This window comes from Bradyrhizobium sp. 87 (genome assembly GCF_023073015.1).
Lineage (GTDB): Bacteria > Pseudomonadota > Alphaproteobacteria > Rhizobiales > Xanthobacteraceae > Bradyrhizobium > Bradyrhizobium canariense_D.
On the sequence record NZ_JADPIQ010000022.1, the window covers coordinates 333674 to 357176 of the forward strand.

Annotated in this window: 17 protein-coding genes and 1 pseudogene; 8 read left to right on the forward strand and 10 right to left on the reverse strand. The window is 63.8% G+C overall.

What is annotated here, in order from left to right; genetic code table 11:
- Positions 1-85 precede the first annotated feature (85 nt).
- Both IVB50_RS06150 and IVB50_RS06155 read right to left on the reverse strand, forming a co-directional pair.
- Complete coding sequence (locus tag IVB50_RS06150; protein ID WP_247294985.1) at positions 86-3415, reverse strand: adenylate/guanylate cyclase domain-containing protein; 3330 nt, start codon at positions 3413-3415, stop codon at positions 86-88.
- 317 nt (positions 3416-3732) lie between these two features.
- Entirely contained in the window at positions 3733-4248 is a 516-nt protein-coding gene (locus tag IVB50_RS06155; protein WP_204512115.1) for a hypothetical protein, read from the reverse strand.
- A gap of 570 nt (positions 4249-4818) precedes the next feature.
- Here IVB50_RS06155 and IVB50_RS06160 point away from each other — a divergent pair.
- Positions 4819-5745 (forward strand): catalase family peroxidase, encoded by a 927-nt coding sequence (locus IVB50_RS06160; protein WP_085361470.1) that lies wholly within the window; start codon positions 4819-4821, stop codon positions 5743-5745.
- A gap of 2 nt (positions 5746-5747) precedes the next feature.
- Here IVB50_RS06160 and IVB50_RS06165 read toward each other — a convergent pair whose 3' ends face one another.
- The 7 genes from IVB50_RS06165 to IVB50_RS06195 form a co-directional block, all read right to left on the reverse strand.
- Positions 5748-6674: an AraC family transcriptional regulator gene (locus IVB50_RS06165; RefSeq protein ID WP_085385352.1), complete on the reverse strand. Its 927-nt coding sequence runs from the start codon at positions 6672-6674 to the stop codon at positions 5748-5750.
- A gap of 270 nt (positions 6675-6944) precedes the next feature.
- Positions 6945-8813: an ABC transporter ATP-binding protein gene (locus IVB50_RS06170; RefSeq protein ID WP_204512116.1), complete on the reverse strand. Its 1869-nt coding sequence runs from the start codon at positions 8811-8813 to the stop codon at positions 6945-6947.
- A 9-nt stretch (positions 8814-8822) separates the two neighbouring features.
- Positions 8823-9749 carry a glyoxylate/hydroxypyruvate reductase A gene (locus tag IVB50_RS06175; RefSeq protein WP_204512117.1) on the reverse strand — a complete coding sequence of 309 codons (927 nt, stop codon included), beginning with the start codon at positions 9747-9749 and terminating at the stop codon, positions 8823-8825.
- A 13-nt stretch (positions 9750-9762) separates the two neighbouring features.
- The gene (locus tag IVB50_RS06180) at positions 9763-11091 is read right to left on the reverse strand and encodes an FAD-binding oxidoreductase (RefSeq protein ID WP_247294987.1); all 1329 of its coding nucleotides are present in this window, start codon (positions 11089-11091) and stop codon (positions 9763-9765) included.
- Between the two features lie 58 nt (positions 11092-11149).
- Positions 11150-12025, reverse strand: a complete 876-nt coding sequence (locus IVB50_RS06185) for an ABC transporter permease (RefSeq protein ID WP_085361475.1) — start codon at positions 12023-12025, stop codon at positions 11150-11152.
- 2 nt (positions 12026-12027) lie between these two features.
- A complete protein-coding gene (locus IVB50_RS06190) occupies positions 12028-12978 on the reverse strand; it encodes an ABC transporter permease (RefSeq protein ID WP_204512119.1) in 951 nt (316 codons plus the stop codon).
- Between the two features lie 27 nt (positions 12979-13005).
- Positions 13006-14697, reverse strand: a complete 1692-nt coding sequence (locus IVB50_RS06195; RefSeq protein ID WP_085351879.1) for a peptide ABC transporter substrate-binding protein — start codon at positions 14695-14697, stop codon at positions 13006-13008.
- A gap of 216 nt (positions 14698-14913) precedes the next feature.
- Between IVB50_RS06195 and IVB50_RS06200 the strand changes: the two genes are divergently transcribed.
- Together IVB50_RS06200 and IVB50_RS06205 are read left to right on the forward strand one after the other, a co-directional pair.
- Positions 14914-15546, forward strand: coding sequence for a cupin domain-containing protein (locus IVB50_RS06200; RefSeq protein ID WP_018454100.1), 633 nt, complete (start codon positions 14914-14916; stop codon positions 15544-15546).
- 142 nt (positions 15547-15688) lie between these two features.
- Entirely contained in the window at positions 15689-17548 is a 1860-nt protein-coding gene (locus IVB50_RS06205; protein ID WP_247294990.1) for an ATP-binding protein, read from the forward strand.
- Between the two features lie 176 nt (positions 17549-17724).
- On the opposite strand, the gene IVB50_RS06210 is transcribed toward IVB50_RS06205, so the two are convergent.
- The gene (locus tag IVB50_RS06210; RefSeq protein ID WP_018454098.1) at positions 17725-18744 is read right to left on the reverse strand and encodes an AraC family transcriptional regulator; all 1020 of its coding nucleotides are present in this window, start codon (positions 18742-18744) and stop codon (positions 17725-17727) included.
- Between the two features lie 187 nt (positions 18745-18931).
- Between IVB50_RS06210 and IVB50_RS06215 the strand changes: the two genes are divergently transcribed.
- From IVB50_RS06215 to IVB50_RS06235, 5 genes and pseudogenes are all read left to right on the forward strand, one after another.
- On the forward strand, positions 18932-19381 hold the full coding sequence (locus IVB50_RS06215) for a cupin domain-containing protein (protein WP_018454097.1): 450 nt from the start codon (positions 18932-18934) through the stop codon (positions 19379-19381).
- 106 nt (positions 19382-19487) lie between these two features.
- Positions 19488-20978, forward strand: a complete 1491-nt coding sequence (locus IVB50_RS06220) for an NAD(P)/FAD-dependent oxidoreductase (protein WP_085351881.1) — start codon at positions 19488-19490, stop codon at positions 20976-20978.
- 102 nt (positions 20979-21080) lie between these two features.
- Positions 21081-22154, forward strand: a complete 1074-nt coding sequence (locus tag IVB50_RS06225) for a hypothetical protein (protein ID WP_018454095.1) — start codon at positions 21081-21083, stop codon at positions 22152-22154.
- Between the two features lie 154 nt (positions 22155-22308).
- Positions 22309-22851: a hypothetical protein gene (locus tag IVB50_RS06230; RefSeq protein WP_240544095.1), complete on the forward strand. Its 543-nt coding sequence runs from the start codon at positions 22309-22311 to the stop codon at positions 22849-22851.
- A gap of 24 nt (positions 22852-22875) precedes the next feature.
- Positions 22876-23484: pseudogene (locus tag IVB50_RS06235) on the forward strand (YncE family protein); the annotation flags it as partial.
- Positions 23485-23503: the final 19 nt, after the last annotated feature.

The following is a 23503-nucleotide window of genomic DNA, read 5'->3' on the forward strand; positions in this document are numbered from 1 at the left end:
CGCAATTGCAGTGAGGCGACCGGAGATGGGTCAGGATCGAGACGTCTCTCCTGACCAAACGGCTAGCTAAACAAACCGCACGTGCCTAATGCACTTGCTTGAGCAGCTCTCTGGCTTCAACGACTTCGGGAAGATTGCGCTCCGCATCGAATTCAGCGAGCACGGGAGCGAGCACCTCGGATACCGCGCCCGCTCCGCCATTTGTCTTATGCAGGCGTGCAAGTCCAATGGCGCTGCGCAGCTCGAAAGTCTTCACCCGTTGGTGCCGTGCGATTTCAAGCGCTCGGCTTAGCGCAGTTTCGGCCCTGGCTAGGTCCGAAGGATCATGACGCAACAAAAGCTCCCCGTAGACGCGATGCAGCTCGGCATCAAGCCAATGCTGACCGGATTGCCCCGCCCATGCGATCAATCCGCTCAAGATTTCCAGCCCGTTTTCGAGTTGGCCCGACTCTGCATCCGCCATGGCGACATGCATCCCCCAAAACGGCTCACAGAGGTAGCAGTCATTCTCGTGCAGCAAGGTCCAGCCGCGACGCATTTCCGTTAGCCCGGCCATTCCGTCGCCAGCGCGCCACTTGGCCAGGCCATTCAGGTAAGTGCCGGCGGCCACATACAGCGGCATCGTGTGGTCGCGAGCGAGACCAAGCGCCAGGATCGTCTCTGTTTGCTGCAACATGCCCCCGCATAGTCCGTCGAACACAGCTCGATGAACAAGCGCATTGGCCTGAGAAAGCGCCCGTTTTTCTCCGGAAGCCCTTATCGCTTCCGCGGCGAGGCGGCGTGCGCGGGCGATCCTGCCAAGGGGCCAAAGCACCAGGGCAAGAAACCTCATGATCACGAATGGGAGATCCAGCGCCGAGCCCCTGAACGTCGCGGGATCCGGCTCGTCACCATAGATCTCTAGTGCCTTCTCAAGATGTAATCTCGCGTTCAAGTAGTCGCCCCCGAACCAGCAGGTAACCCCGCCCGTCCAATGTGCAACGACGGCGGCCACCGGTGAGGCCGGTCGCCGGTCAGCGGCGTTCACGATGGCATCCACCAGCGCCTGCATCGGCGCGAGTTCGCCGTGTGTCAGGCAGGCATTGAAGAGACCCGAATGGACCGGCGCAAGTTCAACCGGATCATTGATGTCGGCTGCGAACTGTCGGGCGCGCGTCCATGCGGCGACCGTTTCGGGAGCGCTGTGCCCGAGGCTGCCCCGTAATGCACGGCCATATGCGATTTGAAGATGTAGCCTACCCATCATCCGGTCGTGCTCATCGGGCAGGTCATCGGCGATGGCAATCGCCTTGCCGAGATGTGCAATCGCCTCGGAATAAGCGGAGCGTTTCAGCGCCTGCAGGCCCGCCTTGCGCCACCATTCGAGGGCGACCTCGTTCAGCCCCGCCTCAGTGAAGTGGTGTGCCAGAACTTCCGGCTCAGTCTCGGCGACGACTGGAAACTTCTCGCGCAGGACATCGCCGATGCGCTTGTGAAGCACCTGCCGTTTGCTCTTGAGCAGGCTCTCGTAGGCCGCTTCCTGAACGAGGGCGTGCTTGAAACTATAGTTTGCTTCGGGCGGAGCCCCGCGACGCACCAGCAGTTCGGCCTCTTCGAGTTGCGCTAGCGCAGCGCTCAGCGTCAGATCATCGCGTCCCGCCACATATCTCAGCAGCGCGTATGAAAAGTCGCGACCGATGGCGGCGCCTATCTGCGCTAACTCCTTGACGGGGGCCAGCCGGTCAAGCCGCGCCATCAGCGAATCCTGCAGCGTCGCGGGAATAGCGAGCGGCGGGAGCGGATTATCGAGACGATAGCGCCCGGCATCTTCGAGGAGTAGCCCGGACTCCAGCACCATCTTGGTCAATTCCTCGACGAATAGTGGGATGCCATCCGTCCTATCGATGATCTGCTTCATCATCTCGCGTGGCAGCTGGCGACCAACGGCCACCTGTTCGACCAGCGCGCGCGAGTCCCGCCGATCGAGTCGGTCGAGCCGCAACAGACTGACGTTGGCAAGGCCCGACCAGGAGGGCTCGAACTCTGGCCGGGATGTCATGAGCACGAGTATCGGCAGTCCTCTGATACGATCGACCGCGAGATCGAACAGTTCAAGTGTCGTGGCATCGGCCCAATGCATATCCTCGCAGATAATCAGCAGGGGTTGCTCTCGCGCCAACCCCTCAAGCTGATCCAGAAGGGCGGCAAATGTCTGTCGCCGCTGCTGCGCCGGGCTCAAAGCCAGCGGCGGACAATGGTCGCCGGTGGGAATCGAAAGGAGAGCCGCAATGAGCGGTGTCGCTTGGGCGACCTGCTGTGTTCCAAGCGACAGCATTGCCTCGAGCTTGTCGAGCTTTTGCCCAGGCGTGTCGTGCGACCGGATGCCGGCGGCGCGCTCGAGCTGCGCGACAAAGGGATGGAGCACACTGTTGGTATGGTAGGGCGAACACTGATATCGCACCCGGCGGTGCGCCCCCAACGAGGGGCTTTCGGACAGGGTTGCGACAATGCGCGACTTGCCGATGCCCGCTTCGCCAGAAATCAATACCATCTGGCCCTGCCCCTGCCATGCCAGCCGCTGGCGCGAGAGAGTGAACTCGATCTCGTCCCTGCGGCCGACAAAACCGATCGAGCGTACCGCGCGGACCGCCTCGAAGCGACTCTCGGATGCGATCGCCCCCTCCACCGCCCAGACTGCGATTGGTTCGGCTATCCCCTTGACCTCACGGCGGCCGAGATTGCGAAACGTGAAGAGATCACCAAGCAGCCGGCGCGTCGACGAAGCAACGACGACCGCGCCCGGTTCCGCCAGGCTCTGGAGCCGAGCGGCGAGGTTTGGTGTGTCGCCGACGGTTGCCTGCTCCTCTGATGCATCTCCACTGATGAGGTCACCGACCACCACAAGCCCTGTCGCAATTGCGATGCGCAGTTCAACCCGTTCGTCGGCGCCCGTTTTGAGCTGCCCAATTGCGGAGATAGTGTCGAGGGCAGCTCGTACTGCGCGCTCCGCATCATCCTCATGCGCGCGAGGATAGCCGAAATAGACGAGTATTCCGTCGCCAACGAACCTGGCTATCCTGCCGTCATAAGCGGCAATGACGCTCGCGCAGGCGGCGCGGTAGGCCCGGATCACTTCCCACATATCCTCGGGATCGAGACGCGCCGAGAGCGCGGTCGAGCCGACCAGATCGCAAAACATAACGGTGAGGTGGCGCCGCTCGGCGTCCTGAGGAGGGGTCGGCGATGCGATCAACGCGGCTGGATCGAGGTCGGCAATAGCACGCAGCATTTTGCGGCGATGGCCTAGCAGGACTCCGAGCTTTTCAAAGTCCTCGTCCATCAGTTCGGGGAGGACGCCCACGTCGATTCCATTCTGGGCAAAACGCTCTGCGTATTGCCCAAGCCCCAGTTTCTCGAGCCACTCCGCAATCTGCATTGGCTCCACCGATCGTGTGGTTGGCGGTTAGCAGGATTTTGGACCACGGCGCGGGGACGATATCCCAACACCGCCATGATGGCACGTCTTGTTTGTTGTGCGATAATTTAGGTTACTCAGTACCGACACGGCTTCCAAGCCGGGTCGCCGCCCGATGCGAACGACTGCGCTACCAAAAATCGTCTTCCCGCAGCGTTGGACGACAGAGGTTGCGATGAGTGGTCACTACTCACTCCGGACCTGAAATCGAATCCAACACTGCGGCTTGTGCACTCGTCATGACGCCAAGCAGACGTTCTTGCGTGAGGACAATTCCTTCATTGCTTGTCCATGCGCGCTTCGTAGTTGCGAGCCATCATGCCCGCCGCAACTTGGAGCGAGGAACCAACCACCCAACAGCCGGCAACAAAGGTTATCAGGCCATTGGCTGGGTTTTGATCAAGGACAAGGATGCTGACGGACAGAGTTGCGGCAATCGCGGCGCCGAACGTTCCAGCCGCACTCATGATCTCAGCCGGCTCGGAACCATTCCACTCTTCCGAGTTGCTCGAGATCGACTTCCGCGCGACACTGCGAGACAAATCAATTCCGACATAATAGCTGAGAGCTCCATAGAGCATCGTTATCAGCACGATCCAGCCGCTTTCAAACAGTCCGCCTTTCTCACGCAACAGGGTCGCACCCACATAGAGGCCACAGGAGGCCCCAACGGCTGCGAGCCCAATTCTTTCAAGAAGATGGGCCGACCTGATCAGACCGGAACGAGCGATCCGAAGATTGCCGGAGCCCCTCGTTAGGGAAAATGCGCTGGAAACTGCATCACTAATTTTCATTGGGGGTCTCCTTCTTAGGTAAGTAGCGGCCTACCGGCCGACCCCGAATAGAGGCAGCCTCGTGGACGCGTATTGCGATTGCCTTGATTCCAATTTCTGAAAAATCTGTGCTGAGTGATGGGGCTGGCTTGCTCGTGAGCAAGACGAGAGCCAATCCAAAGCTGCGAGCACGCGGCTACGCAGGCATTGCATCTCACCCGTGTCGGTCAGTTAGGTCCGGGTGCGGCAATTTCTTGCGGGAGTGATAGCTCGAAAGAGAGTGATGAAATATGAGACGGTTCACATAACGCGGTTCCCCGTCGCTCTATCCGATCACAATTTCCGGAGGACAAGTCTGCATCGTCGCGAGACCCGGGAGCACGGGAGCACGGGAGCTGAATCAGTAAACAAGTTGTCCCGCGTCTCGCCGACATCAGATCTATCCCCTCATACCGTGTTTCGTGCACGTGAATTCCTGAAGCGCGAGCAAGCAATCAGCAGGATCGGACAAGGCAGCGCGGCTTTAGGAAAGACGCCGGCGCTCCGCCAGCCCTAACACACGGACATGCCGCTTTTGCCGGAGGCCAAGCCATGTCCGAACTTCCCACCCCCGCTGCAACACCCGCCGCGGTCGTCGATGCATTGAAGGCGGTCGCAGGCAATCCGCCGAAGGTGCGCGCGAGCTTCGCCAAGGGTCGATGTGTGCGCGGGACCTATGCCCCGTCCGACCGCGCGGCAGAGATTACGCGATCGCTGAGCTTCACAAAACCGTCGCGCGTGCTGGCGCGCTTCTCCGTCGGCGGCGGCAATCCCGGGGTGACCGACACCAACAACCTCGTGCTGCGCGGCTTCAGCTTCAGGCTGGGCGACGACGCCCATCGCTCGGACATCCTGACGGAAACCGCTCCGGTGCATTTTGCACGGACGCTCGACCAGATGCTCGCCTTCCTCGAGGCGCGCATTCCGGGTGCGGACGGCAAGCCTGACATCGAGAAGGTCCGGGCCTTTTCGGCAGCCAATCCTGAAACACTGAACCAGGCGAATTACGTCGCGGCACGCCGGCTGCCCGGCAGCTTTGCCGGCACGACCTATTGGGGCGTGCACTCCTTTCCCGCGACGAACGCGAAGGATGAGACCCGCTTCATCAAGTTCAAGGTCTCGCCGGTCGGCGGCGACGTCACCTTGAGCGAGGACGAAGCGAGGGCGAAGTCGGCCGATTTCCTGCATGACGATCTCGCGCGGAGGATCGTAGCCGGCGACGTCCGATTCAACGTGATGGCCTTGCTCGACCGTCCCGGCGATCCCACTATGGACGTGACCCTGCGATGGCCGGACGAGGACAACCGTGAGCAGGTGCGGCTGGGGACGATCGTCATCACCAGCCTCGAAGCCAACGCGGCCTGCGACGGCTCCATCTTCAATCCAGCCAATCTTGCCGACGGCATCGGCCATCCGCCGGACGAGATTTTTGCGGCGCGCCGCACGGCCTACACGATCTCGCTGGCGAAGCGTCGGTAACTTCAAGTCTTGTCCCGTCCACCATCCGTTTCTCGGCGCCATGCGCCCGGACTGACGCCGACGATGGACGAGAACACCCGCGTGAAATGGCTCTGATTGGCAAATCCGGCCGAGATGGCAATCTCGGATAACGGCAGGTCGCGGACTGTCATCAGTTGCTTGGCCGCCTTGACGCGCTGTTGAAGCAGCCATTGATGCGGCGGCAGGCCGGTGGAGATCCGGAATGCGCGTGAGAAGTGGCTGACTGACAGGCCAAGCTCGGTCGCGATCAGCTGCAGCGCGATCTTGCCCGAGAGATCGGAATCGAGCCGGTCACACGCACGCTTCACCTGCCATGGCGCGAGACCGCCGCGGCTCGGTTCCGCGGCCGGCTTCAGCCCACCATAGGTCTGGGCGACATGGGCGGTGAGCGCGAGCATCATGTGATCGACGAAAAGCTGGTTGGTCTCGTCGGGCCGACACAGTCCTTGCCGCAACGAGGCACCGACATGTCGAACGACCTCGTCGTCATGACCGACACCGGGCTCGTAGCTGAGCTCGCCTACGCGCGGCCCGCCCGGTTGCCTGGCAACGCTGTTGAGCGCCGAGCGCGGCAAATAGAAGAAGAGCGAGTGAAACGGCTTGTCGATCACATAGCGCGGGTCACGCTTGAGGTCGTACAGATAAGTCGCACCTGCGCGAACATCCGCCTTGGTGACACAGCGGCCCTCCTCCCAGCATTCGCAATCCGGATAGTCGCGGAGTTTCAGGCTGAGGAGATAGGCATCTTCCGCAGCCAGCGATCCGGAAATATCCGGTGTCGGATCGTCGTTGCGGACTTCGGTGACCGCGAGCTCGGCGCTGTGCAGCGAACGCGTGATCAGGACCGGTGCTTGCTTGGAGCGAAGGCCCTGCCCGAGCCTCTGCCCGTAGACGCCTGCTTGTGTCATTCTAGTAAATCCATCCGTAAAGGCACGTCTTCGCCGGCCTTCCCGAGATCCGCGCATTATCGGAGATCGCCGGCCGACGGTCCAGCTGCAGCGCATAACACGAAGCTGGCGCGGCCAGCCGTCGCACCGGGCCGTGCCGCGATGATTTCATTGTGATTTCAGCGTGATGTCACCGGCCTGGCGTCGCGAAGGACACCACCGTTGACCTGCCCGGCAGATCGCGGGGCGACTTCATCGTGCATTTTGGAAATAATTTGCGGCCTGCGCACGTCAGTTGGACCATTCCTCGCCCCAGAGCTGGACGACATGGCCCGGCGACACCTCACGAAATTGACGCACGGGCGGCTGGTAATCGGGCGCGCGCACCGGGCTTCTGATCTCGTCATTCGTGGCCTCGCGCCTGGTGCCGCGGCGCGCTGGATCGGGCACTGGCACGGCCGCCATCAGCTTCTTCGTATAGGGATGCTGCGGATTTCCGAACAGGGCCGCGCGTGGACCGGTTTCGACGATCTCGCCGAGATACATCACCGCGACGCGATGGCTCATGCGCTCGACCACCGCGATATCGTGGGAAATGAAGAGATAGGCAAGTCCCATGCTGGCCTGAAGGTCCAGCATCAGATTGACGACCTGCGCCTTGACCGAAACGTCGAGCGCCGAGACCGCTTCGTCCGCGACGATCAGCTTCGGTCCGAGCGCGAGCGCGCGGGCAATGCAGATGCGCTGGCGCTGGCCACCGGAGAATTCGTGCGGAAAGCGCGCGGCCATGTCGGCGGTGAGACCAACGCGGACAAGCAGGTCGGCGACCTTCTCCCGTGCCTGCGACGCCGTGACGAGCCCGTTGGCGAGCAATGGGGCCGCAATCGCCGTTCCCACCGACATGCGCGGGTTGAGGCTCGCGAACGGATCCTGGAACACGATCTGCATCTGCTTGCGAAAGTCACGCAAGGTGCGGGCATTCATCGCCAGCACATCCTGCCCGTCCACCAGAACGGTGCCGCTGTCCGGCTCCGTCAGCTTGAGAATGGAGCGGCCCGTCGTCGACTTGCCGCAGCCGGATTCGCCGACCAGCGCCAGCGTCTCCCCGGCGCGCAAGGTGAAGGAGATGTTCTCGACCGCATGGACGCGGCCCGAGACCTTGCCGAACAGGCCCGAGCGGATTGGAAAGCGCGTCGTGAGGTTGGAGACCTCGAGCAGCGGTCGCTCGGCAATCGAGACCGTATCGGGCGTCTCCGCCGGCTCGTCAGAGGTCCCCGTCACCTTGTCGACGGTCGGAAAACGCATCGGCCGCGTCCGCCCGTCCATCGAGCCGAGGCGTGGCACGGCCGCGAGCAGCGAGCGGGTATAAGGATGCGAGGGTGAAGCAAAGATGCGCGCGGTCGCATCGGTTTCCACTGCCTGGCCGCCATACATCACCACGGTGCGGTCCGCGATCTCGGCCACCACCCCCATGTCGTGGGTGATGAAGAGGATCGACATCTCCTCTTCCTGCTGAAGCTCCTTCAGAAGCTCCAGGATCTGGGCCTGGATCGTGACGTCGAGCGCGGTGGTCGGCTCGTCTGCGATCAGCAGCCTCGGCTTGCAGGCCAGCGCCATCGCGATCATGACGCGCTGGCGCATGCCGCCGGAGAAGCGATGCGGATGCTCGTGGAAGCGCGATTTCGCCGCAGGTATCCGCACGCGGTCGAGCAGGCATATGGTCTCGACCTCCGCCGCCGCGCGCGACAGGCCGCGGTGCTGGATCAGTGCTTCCGCAATCTGGAAGCCGATGGTCAGCACCGGATTGAGGCTCGTCATTGGCTCCTGGAAGATCATGGCGATTTCGTTGCCACGAACATCCTTCATGCTCGCTTCGGGCAGCGTCAGCAGGTCGCGACCGGCAAGCCGGACGCTGCCTTCGACGCGGCCGTTCTCCTTCGGAATGAGCCGCATGATCGAGAGCGCAGTGACGCTCTTGCCCGAACCGGACTCGCCGACGATCGCCACGGTTTCCCGCGAGGCAATATCGAACGACACGTCGCAGACGACGGGAATCCATCGCCGCTCACGCAGGAAGGACGTCGTCAGGCCGGAAACCGACAGCACCGGCGACTGCGCGTTGGCAGCGATTTGATCAGCTCCGCTTGCGCCCATGCTCATGCCAGTGTCCTAATAGCCGCGACTACGATCGACACGCCCCGGCAATTCTTCACCGCGGCGGTGGCGCGCAATCACATCCAGCACGAAATCGACCGCCGTATCCGGCGTCGTCATGCTGGCATTGTGCGGCGTGACCAGGATGCGCGGATGGCTCCAGAAAGGGTGACCCGCAGACAGCGGCTCCGGCTCGGCGACATCGAGGACAGCACCCGACAACGCGCCGCTGTCGAGCGCCGCGAGAAAGTCGGCTTCGACCAGATGCGGGCCACGCCCGACGTTGACGAGCGACGCGCCGCGCGGCAGGCGCGCGAACAAGTCCGCATTGAGGATGCCGCGGGTCTCATCCGTCAGAGGCAACAGGCAGACGAGAATGTCGGTCTGCGCAAGGAAATCCGGCAACGTCCCCATGCCCGTATAACAGGTGACGCCGTCGATCTCGCGCATCGATCGGTTCCAGCCGAGTAGTGGAAAGTCGAAAGCCGTGAGGCGTTCGAGCACGGCCTGGCCGAGTTGGCCGAGACCCATCACGCCGACGCGCCGCCGCTTCGCCGGCGTGATCCGGATCTCGCGCCAGACCTGCGCCTTCTGCTGGGCGATGAAGTGCAGGAGATCGCGATGCAGGGCGAGCACCGCCATGGTGACGTATTCGACCATGGTCTCGGCGATGCCAGGCTCCAGCATGCGAACGAGCGGAATGTGCGCTGGAAGTTTTTTCGCGTCGAACTGATCGACACCCGCACCGACCGAGAAGACCAGCTCGAGATTTGGGAAAGTCGTCGCGATGTCGTCGGGCGGCACCCACGCCACGAGATAGCGGATGTCGGCGGGATCGCCGATGTCGGGCCAGAGCCGGAATGGCACATCGGGCGCGCGCTCGGCGAAGAAGCCCGCCCATTCAGCGCCCCGAACCATGTTGGCCTTGTAGAGAACCGTCATGCCGCCAAAACTCTCAGAACGGGCTGACCGGCGCGAGCCGGCGGCCGTCGATCAGGCGCTTGTGGCTGTAGGCCGCGGGATCGACCAGCGGCGTCGCGCCCGTCACGATGTCCGCCGCGAGCTTGCCGGCCGCAGGACCGATGCCAAAGCCGTGGCCGGAGAAGCCGGTGGCAAGGAAGAAGCCAGGCATGGCATCGACCGGCGAGATGACCGGAATGGTATCCGGCGTGCAGTCGATCGTCCCGCCCCAGGCTTCCGCGATCTCGATGTCCTTCAATTCAGGGTTCGACTTGATCAGCGAAGCCAGCGCGGCATTGACCAGCGACATGTCAGGCGCGGGATCGCGCACCCGCTCGGTCTCGAATGGCGACGGCTTGTCCAAGCTCCAGTTCGTGCCGCGCATGAGCTGGTCGAAGAAGGATTTGCCGAACGACAGTTTCAACCCATTCTTGCGATGCAGATAGGTCGGCCAGAAAGTTCGCGCGTACCGGAACAGATCAGGCGACAGTTCGACCGTGCCGCGGTTGCGTAGCGCCAGGGTAAAGCCGCCGTCGAGGCGGCGGCGGATGCAATAGAAATCGGTGCCGAGCGCACCGGAGGTGATCTCCGGCCCCGGCGTGGTCCGGCACGCGGTCGCATTGACGAGGCCGATCGGCAGCTCGATGCCGTGGCGACGGCAGAATAGCGACGACCAGGCGCCGCCGGACAGCAGCACCGATTGCGTGCGAACGGTGCCCTTCTCGGTGACGACGGCGCTCACCCGTCCACCTTGCGTCTCCAACCCACGCGCGGCGCAGCCCTGATGAATCGTGACGCCGTGCTTTCGCGCGGCGGTCGCAAGCGCCGGCACGGCCATTGAGGGCTCGGCGCGCCCGTCGCTCGGCGTGTGCAATCCGCCAACCCATGTCTCGGCATTGCCGGGCAGGCGCTCGGCGACCTCCGCCGGCGTCAGCACGGTCGAGTGAACCTGCATCTCGCGCGCCGTTGCGGCCCATCGCTCCCAGCTGGCGAGCTCGTCCTTGCTCTTGGTCAGGAACAGCACGCCGGTACGGCGGAAGCCGGCATCGACGCCGGCATCGTTTTGCATGTCTTCCCACAGCCGCAGCGCCTCGCGGGCCAGCGGGATCTCCTCACGCGCGCGGCCCTGCTGGCGGCACCAGCCCCAATTGCGGCTCGACTGCTCGCCGCCGACATGGCCCTTCTCGACCAAGGCGACGGAGAGGCCCTTCTTTGCGAGATGATAGGCCGCGGAGACGCCAATGACGCCGCCGCCGATGACGACGACATCCACCTGCGCTGGCAGGCGCTCGTCACTGTTTATGCGGGTGAGCGGCGGGGACATGGGAAACTCCAGATATTCAGTTCGATCGAGACAGCTCGGCTCGTCGCTAGTTTGCAGATCATGGGATGTTCATCCGCGGATCGAGCGCGTCGCGCAGGCCGTCGCCGAGGAAGTTGAAGCTCGTCACCGCAAGCGTGATGGCGAGGCCCGGTGCAATCGCGAGCCAGGGCGCGCTGGTGAGATAGATCTGCGCGTTATTGAGCATGTTGCCGAGGCTCGCGGCCGGCGGTTGGATGCCGTAACCGAGATAGCTGAGATAGGATTCGAGCAGAATGGCCTTGGCCACGTTCAGCGTCGCCGCCACCACGATCGGCGCGATCGCATTGGGTACGAGCTCGCGGAACATGATCCGCAGATTCGACGAGCCGAACGCGAGTGCAGCAACCGCAAACTCGCGCTCCCGCAGCGAGCGCACCTGGGCCTCGACGACGCGGGCCACCCACATCCAGGCGGTTGCCGCGATCAGCACGGTGGTGGTGATGAAGCCGGGCTCGATGAGCGCCGCGAGCGCAAGCAGCAGGAAGATGGTCGGAAAGCAGAGCATGGCATCGACGAGCCGCATCAGCACCGCGCCGACCACGCCGCCATAGAAGCCGGCGAAGGCCCCGACGACGATGCCCACCGCCATCGCCATCACCATCGCGACGAAGCCGATCGACAGCGAGACGCGCGCGCCCATCATCAGCCGCGCCAGCACGTCGCGGCCGAGTTCGTCGGTGCCGAGGATGTGCGCGCCCGACAGCGGCGGTGCGAACCGCTTCATGATATCGATGTAGGTGTCGTCGAACGGCAGGAGGTACGGGCCGAATGCCGAACCGAGAACAAGGACGAGAATGATCACCGCGCCTGCAAGTGCAAGCCGGTGCCGACGAAATCGCCGCCACGCGGCCTGGCCGGGTGCGGGTTGAGCGCTGGACAAGTCTACGGTCGTCATCCCTAGCCCACCCGGATGCGCGGATCGACGACCGCATAGAGGATGTCGGCCAGCAGCGACCCGATCAGCACCATGATCGCCGAGAACATCAGAATGCCCATCACCACGGGATAGTCGCGATATCCGATGGAATCGAGGAACAGCCGGCCCATGCCGGGCCAGGTGAACACGGTTTCAGCGACCAGCGCACCACCGAGCAGCGTCGGAAACTGAAGGCCGCCCATCGTGATCATCGGCAGCAGCGCGTTACGCAAGGCGTGAACCGTAAGGATTCGCCATTCCGGCATGCCCTTGGCGCGCGCGGTGCGAATGTAGTCCTGGTTGATGACTTCGAGCATCGAGGAGCGCATGAAGCGGCCCCACATCGCGGTCTCCACCAGCGCCAGCACCAGCGCCGGCGCAATGAGATGATGGAGCAGATCGAGCAGGGAGCCATCGCCGACGGTCTGCCGGTTGCCGGCCGGCAGCCAGCCGAGCTTCACCGAGAACACATAGATGGTGACGAGGCCGAACCAGAAGGTCGGGATCGACAATGCGATCATGGCGCCGACGGTTGCGAGCGAATCGAACAGCGAATAGCGGCGCAGCGCACCGAGCACGCCAATCCAGCAGCCGAGCAGCACCGCGATGATGGTCGCAGTCGCCATCAGTTCCAGCGTGGCGCCGAGATGCGACGAGATCACCGCCAGCACCGCCTCGCCGTCACGATACGAGCGGCCCCAATCGCCCCTCAGCATCCGGCCGAACCAATCGAGATACTGGATCGGCAGCGAACGATCGAGGCCGAGTTGCCGCGTGACGCGGTCGAGATCCTCCTGCGTCATCTGCGCGGACGCCGCGAATTGCGAGAGCGGACCGCCGGGCGCCAGATGCAGGATGGCGAAGCCGATCGCGGACACGATCACCAGCAGCATGATCGCCTGCGCCAGGCGATTGGCGACGTAACGGGCCATCTCAGGCGATCTCGCGCGCCTGAACCATCAGGCCCAATACCATTCGCGAATGTTCCAGCAGTTGATCGACATGTTGATGTTGGGACGGAAGCCTTGCAGCCCTTCCTTCACACCTTCGGCGATGAAGCCCTGGAACAGCGGCAGGATCGCGAGGTCGTCGCGGATGAGCTTTTGCAGAGCGCCATAGGTCGTCTTGCGCTGCGCCAGATCGAACTGCTTGGCACCTTCGGCGAGAAGCCGATCCGCCTCCGGGTTGCGATACTGATAGGTGTTGTAGCCGCGGCCACCTTTGGCAGGAATGGCGCCGGAGCCGAAGCGGGGCGTCACGTCGGGGTCGCTGCCGAGCATGAAATTCACTCCCACGATCACCGAATTGAATTTCGATTGCTGCCAGAAGTCGCCCCAGATCACGGCGGCCGGCATGTTGTTGACGCGCATCGCGGCACCGATCGCGCGCCAGTCCTGGATCAGCAGCTGCTGGGTCTGCTCACGCACCGCATTGCCCGACGTCGTTGAATTGGTGAATTCGAGCTTGACGCCGCCTTTCTCGCGCACGCCGCCGGCGCCGCGGACCCAACCGGCCGCATCGAGCAGCGTGTTGGCCTTGGCCGGATCGTATTTGTGCTGCGGCAGTCCCTGCTGGAACGACCAGGCCTGTTGCGGCACGAAGCTTTCGGTCTGCGTCGGCAAGCCGTAGTTCAGCGCGTCGATGATCGCCTGCTTGTTGATCGCGAGATACAGCGCCTCGCGCACCGTGCGGTCCGCCAACGCGCCGAACTCCAGATTGGGCGCGATGTGCTCCACCGACGACGTGGATGAGACGAAGATCTTGCGGCCCTTCAGCGTCTTCGCTTCCTGCACGAAGTTCGGCAGAATGCCTTGCAGGCCGGTGTAATCGACCTGGCCGGTGCGGAACTGGGTGTAGAGCACGGTCAGGTCTGGAATGTATTTGAACACCACGCGCTCAACGTAGGGTCCCTTGGCGTGATAGCCGGTATGGGCATTCAACTGAATGTGGTCGCCCGGCACGCGCTCGCCCCAGCGGAACGGTCCGGTGCCGACAGGCGCATTGTGGAACGGCGAGGCGTTCGGATCGGTCACCTTCTCCAGGATGTGCTTGGGCACGATGAAGGTCAGCGATCCCAGGATCGACATATAGGGCGAATAGGGAGCTTCCATGCGCCAGTGAATCTCGTCGGGCGCGACGATCTTGATGTCCTTGACGAGACTATGGCCGACGCGGCTGCGCGCGCGAAAATCGGGGTTGTTGATCAGCTCAAGCGAGAACTTCACGTCCTCGGCCGTGAACGGCGTGCCGTCGTGCCATTTCACGTCGCTGCGGAGCTTGATCTTCCAGGTCAGGCCGTCGGCCGAGAGGCCGCCATTCTCGACCGTCGGGACTTCGCGGGCGAGGTCGGGAACGAACTTGCCGTCGGGATCGATGAACCAGAGCGGCGAGAACACCTGCCACCAGATGCCCTGATCGACTTCGATGCCCGGCATCAGGGGATGAAAGACCGTCGGCTCCTGCGACAGCGCCGCGATCACCTGTCCGCGCGGCTTGTCCGGCGGATTGGTCGGGCGTTCTGTCTGCGCAAATGCGTTGCCCGATAGCGTCCATCCCGCCGCGGCGCCGGCCCCGAGCTGAAAGATCTGACGGCGATTCGGATTGCCGAGATGCAGTGCCCCAACGCCGAACTTCCCGGTGTCGTCCGCCATGACCACTCTCCGTTGTCGCACGCGGCACCGTCTCCCGGGCCCCGAGACCCCGGCAAAGGGACAGGAATGGGCTTTAGTGCTTCTAAATTTTCTATCAAAAGTTCATCACGACTAAATACAGCTGTCAATCATATTGCTAGGATGCGCGACCTTTTCACTCCGACTGAAGCTCCGGAACGTCATTGTCCGGGCTGAGATGATGCATGGGAGAGCGACATGGATGGTCGCGGCGAGATCAACGATCCGAAGGATGCCCCGCCGACCGAAGCCGACGATGCCGTCGACCAGCGCCTCGGCGAGACCGTGCGGCTGCTGCGGCAGCGCGCGGGCCTGTCGATCCAGGACGTCGCCAAGAAGACCGGCCTCTCCAACGGCATGATCAGCCAGCTCGAACGCGCGCGCGCCATGCCGTCGATACGCACGCTGCGCCTGCTCAGCATCGCGCTCGACGTTCCCATCTCCTATTTCTTCGAGACCACCGATCCCGCCGACGTGCAGCGCTATATCGTGCGCAAGAACGGCCGGCGCCTGCTGCGGCTCACCGCCAGCGGCGTCGTCAAGGAAGCGCTGACGCCGGCAGACAAAGGCCAGCTCGAATTCTACGAGCTCACGCTCAATCCCGGCGCCTCGTCCGGCACCGACTTCCTGCAGCACACCGGCGAGAAGGCGGGCTACATCCTCTCAGGCAGCCTGCGGCTGTGGCTCGACAACCAGGCCCATCTGCTCGACGCCGGCGACAGCTTTCGCTTTCCGAGCATCGTGCCGCACATGTTCGACAACCCGACCCAGCAGACGGCCCGCGTGATCTGGGTGACGACGCTGCGCCAGACCGATTCGCCGGCAGGTTGAAAGCGCCGCCAGCCCGGCACCACCGCAAATTGCCCCTCGACGCTGCCGCGCGGAATCTGTAGCTCACATCTGTAGCTCACGTGGAGCCGGTCATTGACAGGGCGGACACGAGGGTCTGCCACTGACGCGTTGGTGTGAGACCATGAAACTCAGGCGGCTTCTGACACTCGCGATGGCCGCGCAGGTCATCGTGACCGCGGCGGCTCTCCTCGTCTCCTATGCCGCGACCGGAACCGGGTTCGGCATTGCCCAGATCGTCGCCATGCTCGCAAGCGGCGCCATTGCGGTCCTGCTCGCTCGTCTGTGCACGCGCGCGATCGAAACGGCGCAGGAAAAACGGGCCGCCGCGCTACTGACCGAGCAGGCGCGGGCCAGCGCACAGATGACGCAAGCGGTCATCAAGACCGCGCTCGATGCCTTCGTTCAGACCGACCAGAACGGCATCGTGCTGGAATGGAGCCTTCAGGCCGAGGCCCTGACGGGATGGACGCACAAGGAGGCGCTCGGCACGGACGTCGTCAATCTCCTCATCGCCGAGCCGCTGCGCGACGGCTTCAGGCAACGCATGATGCGGCTGCTGCCGGAATTGTCGGATACGCCGATCGGCATCCGGTTCGAAGCGACCCTGCTGCACCGGGACGGCGACGAGATCCTGATCGAGGCCTCCAGCACGGCGCTCCACATCGGGGGGCGCACCCTCATCAACAATTTCGTCAAGGATGTCACCCAGAAGCGCGCCGCCGAGGAGCAGCTGATCCAGGCCCAGAAGATGGAGGCGATCGGTCAGCTCACCGGCGGCATTGCGCACGAATTCAACAACATGCTCACCGTGATCACGGGCACGATCGAGATCCTCGCCGACGCCGTGAAGGATAATCCGCCGCTCGCGACCATCACCAAGCTGATCAGCGACGCCGCCGATCGCGGCGCCGCGCTGACGTCGAGCCTGTTGTCCTTTGCCCGCAAGCAGGCGCTCAAGCCGGCCGAGAGCGACATCAACGAGCTGCTCGAAGAGCTCGCAAAGCTGCTGCTGGCAACCTTCGACAAGAAGATCGAGATCGTGACCCGGCTCGACGGCAACATTTGGCTCGCCCTCGTCGATCGCGGCCAATTGAGCTCGGCGCTTCTCAACCTCGCGATCAACGCCCGCGACGCGATGCTGGACGGCGGCAGACTGACGTTGACGACGCGCAACGTCGTGTTCGGCGTCCGCGAGGCCGTGGCGGTCGGGGCCGGCTATGCCGGCGACTATGTCGAGATCGAGATAGGCGATACCGGCACTGGCATTCCGCCGGCCATTCTGGAGCGGATCTTCGATCCCTTCTTCTCGACCAAGGACATCGGGAAGGGCACCGGGCTCGGGCTCAGCATGGTGTTCGGATTCATCAAGCAGTCCGGTGGCGGAATCAAGGTCGCTTCCGAAGAAGGACGCGGCACGACTTTCACGATCTATCTGCCGAAGGCGGAGGCGAGCACGCTTCGCCCCACCGGCTATGACGAGCGCAAGGTCGTGGGCGGGACGGAAACCATTCTTTGTGTCGAGGACGACCGCGACGTCCGCCAGTACGTCACGGTTCAGCTCGAAAGCCTCGGCTACAAGGTCATCTCGGCCGCCAATGCAGCCGAGGCACTGGCCATCGCGGCCGAAGGCACGCCCTTCGACCTGCTTTTCACCGACATCGTGATGGCCGGCAGCTTGAACGGACGAGAGCTCGCCGACGAGATGGTGGCATCGCGCCCCTCGCTGCGGGTGCTCTTCACGTCGGGCTATGCCTACGACGCCCCGCATGCGCAGGGGCGCGCCACCAAGGGCGCACCGCTTCTGACAAAGCCCTACCGCAAGGCCGAGCTCGCGCGCATGCTGCGCCGCTCTCTCGACACCGCTGTCGACGACGCGGGCGATCCGATCCCGACGCCCTATTCCGTGCAGGCCGATCTCGAAGGCTTTCTGCGCAGGCAGGCGGCTGAACGCGATGGCGCGACAAGGTCGCGGAAGACCTAGGCCATCCGCTGCGAATTCCAACGCGGGTGGCATGGTTGAATGGTCAATCAACGACAAGCTAAAAGACTGCGACGATCAGTATTGCTGGGGCGATGTTACTCAGGCGACGACGTTCAAATGATGCCGCGTCTTCGCGCCGCGCGCTCCCCAACCGACATCGGGAAGCCGCCGGCGCATCAGCTCATCTTCCGCCGCAGCGTCGCTGACGGCGTCTCGCCGAATTTTTCGCGATAGGCGCCGGCCATGCGGCCGAGATGGGTGAAGCCGAGATCGAAGGCGATCTCGGTGATCGAAGTGTCCAGCTCGGCTTGCGTGAGCCGGGTGTGGAGATTGGCGAGGCGCATGTCGAGCAGCATCTGCGAGATCGACACGCCGAAATGACGGCGGAAACCGAGCTGTAGCGCGCGGATGCCGATCCCGGACTCACAGGCGAGGTGCGCAACGTCGAGCGGCTCGCAGGCATTCGCCGCGAGGCAGTCCCGCGCAGTGTGCAGCGCGCGCGGCAGACGCTCGCCCTGGCCCGAGAACGTTCTGATCGCGTCGGACAGGCCGTGCCGCTGGCCGTCGAGGAGGTAATGAAGCAGCGCCTCGCGCCAGCCCGCGGTCGCGACCGGTGAAAGCCTGCCGGACGGTCCGAGACCTTCGGCGAGCATCATCAGCTCGACGAGCTTCGCCGCGAGGCCGCGCGCGGCCGGCACGTTCAGGTCGAGCGTAGGGTCGAACTCGACCGCGCCGGTCGCCCTGCCCGACAATGCCGCTGCGCGCTGCTCGACCATGCGGCGGTCGAGCAGCAGGATCGCTTGCGCCGACTCGGTCCAGATCATCCGGGTCGGGATGGTCGGCGACAACAGCGACGCCGTCCGTTCCGGCGCTGTGTCGAGTTCGCGGGTACCTGCGCGGATACGGGCCGTGCCGGCGAGCGGGATCTGCACCAGGAAGAAGCGGTCGAGGCAGCCGGGATCGATGGTGACGGATCCGCCATAGGCGACATAGTTGATGGAAAAGCCGTCGAAGGCGGCACAATTGTGCCTGGCCGAGAAGCCCGACCTCCGCATCGGCGTCAGATCATGCGGGCAGAAGATGCGCCCGACCTGCTCGGCCGCCTCGTCGGCGTCGTCGGTGGTGACGCGGGCGAAAGCCGCGAGCCTTTCGGCCGCGGATCGAGGCGTGCTCATTTCCAGCTCGGCTGCGGACATCGCCGACCACGCTTGGCATCACGGAATATTTTAAACCTATAATAGTTCCCCGTCCCCGGAAAGAGCCCTGTCGCAAAAACGTCGTGCCGCACGGCACAGGACGTGTCCGGATTCGTTTAGCGGATAGACAGCAGCCCGCGCCTGACCGAAGCTCCACCCTCGTCGGGATCCACGATGGAGGCGAGCCATGACTGCACTCGAGAAGGGCATTACCGCGAACGGCACGGGCTATGGCGGCAAGACCTGGAATATTCTGGGCCAGGTCTATTTTCCCAAGGCCGTCACCGATTCCACCTTTGCCTTCGAGACCAACAGCGAGCCGGGCCAGTTCGTGCCAGTGCACATCCATCCGACCCAGGACGAATTCATCCTGGTGCAGGAGGGCACGCTCGACCTCAAGCTCGACGGCAAATGGGTCAAGGCCAACGCCGGCGATCTCGTGCGCCTGCCGCGCGGCATCCCGCACGGCTATTTCAACAAGTCCGACAAGCCGGCCCGCGCGCTGTTCTGGGTCTCGCCGATGCAGAAGCTGGAGGCGCTGTTCAACCAGCTCCACAATCTGGCCGACCCCGCCGAGGTCGTGCGCATCTCGGCCCTGCACGAGGTCGACTTCCTGCCGCCTGAAGCCAACGACTAGGCGGCCGCCCCACTCCCATTTCTGTTTCGTCGCAGGTCCAGCGGCGGCGCAGCGCGGCCGAACGCGGCCTGCTGTGCCCAGAACATTCGAGCTCGCGAGCAATCCCATGGTCAACCCAAAGCATGTCTGCGTGATCGGCGCCGGCGTCTCCGGCCTTGCCGCCGCAAAGGCGTTCTCGACCCGCGGTCACCGGGTCACCATCATTGAACGCAGCGCCGATCTCGGCGGCGTCTGGGAGCCGGCGCGCTCCTATCCGGAGGTGCAGACCCAGAGCCCGAAGGAGCTCTACCGCTACACCGACCGCGCCATGCCCGAAGCCTATCCGGAATGGCCGACCGGATCGCAAGTCCACGCCTACCTCGCCGACTACGCACGAATTTTTGGCCTCGACCGTATGCTGCGTTTCAACACCAGCGTGTCGGGCATGGCGCGACGCGCCGACGGCAGACCAGGCTGGACGCTCGCGCTCTCGGACAAGAGCGGCGCCAGCACAGCTGAGGATTTCGACTTCGTCGCGGTCTGCACCGGACAGTTCAACGAGCCGCGGGAGCTGCACTGCCCAGGCGAAGACGGCTTTCTAGCACAGGGCGGGCAGATCCTGCATTCATCGAAATACAACGATCCTCAAGTGGTGAAAGGACGGCGCGTCGTCGTGCTCGGCGGATCGAAATCGGCAACCGACATCGCGGTGAACGCCGTGAAAGCGGGCGCGCGTGAGGTGACGATCGTGATGCGCGAGCCGGTCTGGCGCATTCCTTATTTCATCGGCGGTCTCGTGAACTTCAAGCGCATCCTCTACATCCGTGCGCAGGAGGAGATGTTTCCGGGCTGGGGCATCGGCGCGATGTCGCGCCTTGCGCATCGCATCGCAGCACCGTTCGTCTGGGCAAACTGGCGCGGGCTGGAAAGCCTGTTGAAGGCGCAGCTCAAGCTGAAGCAATGCAACATGGTGCCGAAGGAGCGGATCGAGGACGGAGTCAACTGCTCGGTGCCGATCGCAACACCCGGCTTCCATCCGATGGTAGCCGACGGCCGCATCAAGGCCGTGTTCGGCAGCTTCGATCATTACGACGGTGACACCATCGTGATGAGCGGCGGCGAGCGCGTGGCGGCCGATGTCGCGGTGCTCGCGATCGGCTACAAGCTCGGCGTGCCATTCCTGCCCGCCGCGTACCAGGCAAAACTGGTCGATGCGGATGGGCAGTACCGGCTCTATCGCCTGATCGCCAATCCCGACCTGCCGGAGCTCGGTTTCGTCGGTTTCAACTCCTCGTTCTGCACCGTGCTCTGCGCCGACCTCGCCGCCAACTGGCTGGTCCGTTACGCCGACGGACAGCTCGCACGCCAGCCGACCGCGCAACAGATGCGCGACAACATCGAGATGATGCTGCACTTCAAGCGGGTCGAACGGCCGGCTGCGGGCGTCTATGGCGGCCTCTGCGTCGCGCCCTATCACTACCGTCACTTCGACGAGCTGATGGCCGACATCGGCGCCAAGGAGCAGAAGCGCGGCGGGCTCGCGGGCCACTTCCGGCCGCCGGACGCGGACGCCTATGCGCGGTTTCTCGCCTCCGCGCCGGATTACCAAGCGGCGTGAGGCCGCGAATTCGGGCCGAGTGGGATTTGCCGCTCGCCAGCCCTCGCCTCCGATGCTTACGATCCCCTTGGCCATCGAATCGACAGGCCCAGGGAACCGGCCATGAGAGCACGACATCGCGCCGCCGCAGTCATAACGGCGCTTGGGCTGATCCTTGCGACCTTCGTCCCGAGCCTGGCGCAAACGCTCACGGCCAGGCAATCGGAGGCGGTTGCGACCTACGAGCGTGCGCTCGGCGATTTCAAAGCGATTCTCTCCGAGCGGCGCCGCCAGATCGACGCCAAACAGCCGCTGCCGAACCTGCCGGGCCAGGCGCTCTATCTGGCACGCGTCGCCGTGATCAGTGCTTACAAGGATCTCACCGACGTCATGCCGTCGCGGACCGGCAGGCCCAACAAGTTCGAGATCCCGCCGGCCTATTTCGATGCCGACATCGAACCGCTGGTGGACGAATACTCAAAGCTGTTCGAGATCATGGAAGCGCCGCCGGCCGGCGCGCAGAACTCGGCGACACCGTTCAAGGACGTGGTGGATCTCGCGGTCGCGATCGCACGCGCCAAGGGGTTGGCGCCTGACCACGCCGAAGCCGCGGGCCGGATCAGTCTGGGGCTGTTCTTCGCCGAGACCAACGGCAAGCAGAACGTCCGCAACGGGCGCTCGAACACCTATATGGGCAGCTTCCAGACCGGCCCGTCCGAGGACCGCAACGGCCATAGGAAATGGGACGCCATCAAGGGCGAGATCGCGGCCGCCGATCCCGGGTTGAGCGCGCGCGACGACAAGGAGGAGGCGCGGGCCCGCGGCACCGATCATCGCTTCAATCACTGGACCAACGTGCGCGACGGCCTGATGAACGCGCATGCGGATATTTTCCGGGAGATCCCAGGAATCGTGAAGACGCTGCCCGACCCGATCGACCAAATGAAGCTGTTCGAGCTGATCCAGATCGTTCCCACGCCGACGCGGGCGGCGCTCAGGTCCGGCGATCTCCTGAACTACAGGGTGTCCAGTCCGACGATCATGAAGCACCTGCGCAACAACAGCATCTTCGCATTCGGACAGGCCGACCGGGCGCGCACCTCGGCAAGCTTCCGGGAAATCCTTGGCGCGATGTGGCTGTTCAAGCGGAAGTTCGAGAAGGCGATGGCGAAATACGCGGAGATCAAGCCACGCTGAGGGGCCTCGCCGCGTGGCACGCGACTGAGAGGCTAGCTCCCGCCTTGTAGCCGTCCGTCGGCGTCTTCAAAGGCAAACGCTCGCCACCTGGTCATTGCGTCCTGCGCCCGGTGCATTTAGCTTCTCCGGACAAGAACAAATCTCGGGGGGACATATGACAGCCGCTCTTCGCAAGCGCACGCGCCGTGCCGCATGTGCTTTGATCTCAACATCCCTGGCGGGCCTCGCCAATTTCGCCGCGCACGCCGAGATCGTCGTCACGGCCAATGACGGCAAGATGGTGCTCGAGAACGGCAGCGCCCTGGTGCGCAAGCAACCACTGCCGGACACGGTGAGCGTCATCGACTTCACCGACGGTGCCTTGAAACTTCTAGGCGAGGTGCCCGCCCCGGCCAGCGTCGTCGGACCGCCGCCGAGCGTGGCAATTGCGCCGGATGGCGCGTTCGCCCTCGTTACCGGCGCGATGAAGCTCGATCCCGCGGATCCGACCAAGACGGTGCCCGACGACAAGCTTTCGGTCATCGACCTGAAATCCACGCCGCCCAAAGTACTGGCGACCTTGCAAGCCGGCGCGGGCGCTGCCGGCGTTTCGATCAACCGCGCGGGCACGCTGGCGCTGGTTGCGAACCGCAGCGAAGGAACGGTCTCGGTCTTCACCATCAGCGGGGGCACGCTTGCGCCCGTCGGCAAGATCTAGCTCGGCGACGCCAAATCAGGCCCCAGCCACGCGGTCTTTTCCCATGACGGCGCGACCGCGCTGGTCACGCGCGACGGAGACAGCAAGATCTCGCTTCTGACTGTGGACGGGAGCAAGGTCGAGTACGCCAAGCGCGATCTCTCCGCGGGCATCCGCCCCTACGACATCGATGTCACCGGCAGCGCCGCCGCCATCGTCGGCAATGTCGGCGCCAGCAGCGGCGACAACGACTCGATCAGCCTGATCGACATGACGGCGAAACCGATCCGCGTCGTCACGACAGTCACCGTCGGGCAGACGCCGGAAGCCGTGAAGATGTCCCCGGACGGCAACTACGTGGCCGTGACCGTCATGAACGGTTCGAACAAGCCGTCGGCGTCGCCGTTCTTCAACGATTTCGGCCTGCTCAAGGTCTACAAGATTTCGGGCACTGACCTTACGCCGGTGACGGAAGCGAAGATCGGCCATTGGTGCCAGGGCATGGTGTGGTCCAAGGAGTCCAAATATGTCGTGGCCCAGTGCATGGTCGAAAACGAGCTGATCGCCTTCTCGTTCGATGGCAAGGCGCTGAACAAGACATCCACGCTCAAGATGCAAGTGAGCCCCGCGGGCATCCGCACCGCGGAGCCGTAGGGCCGGAGCGCGGCGCAGT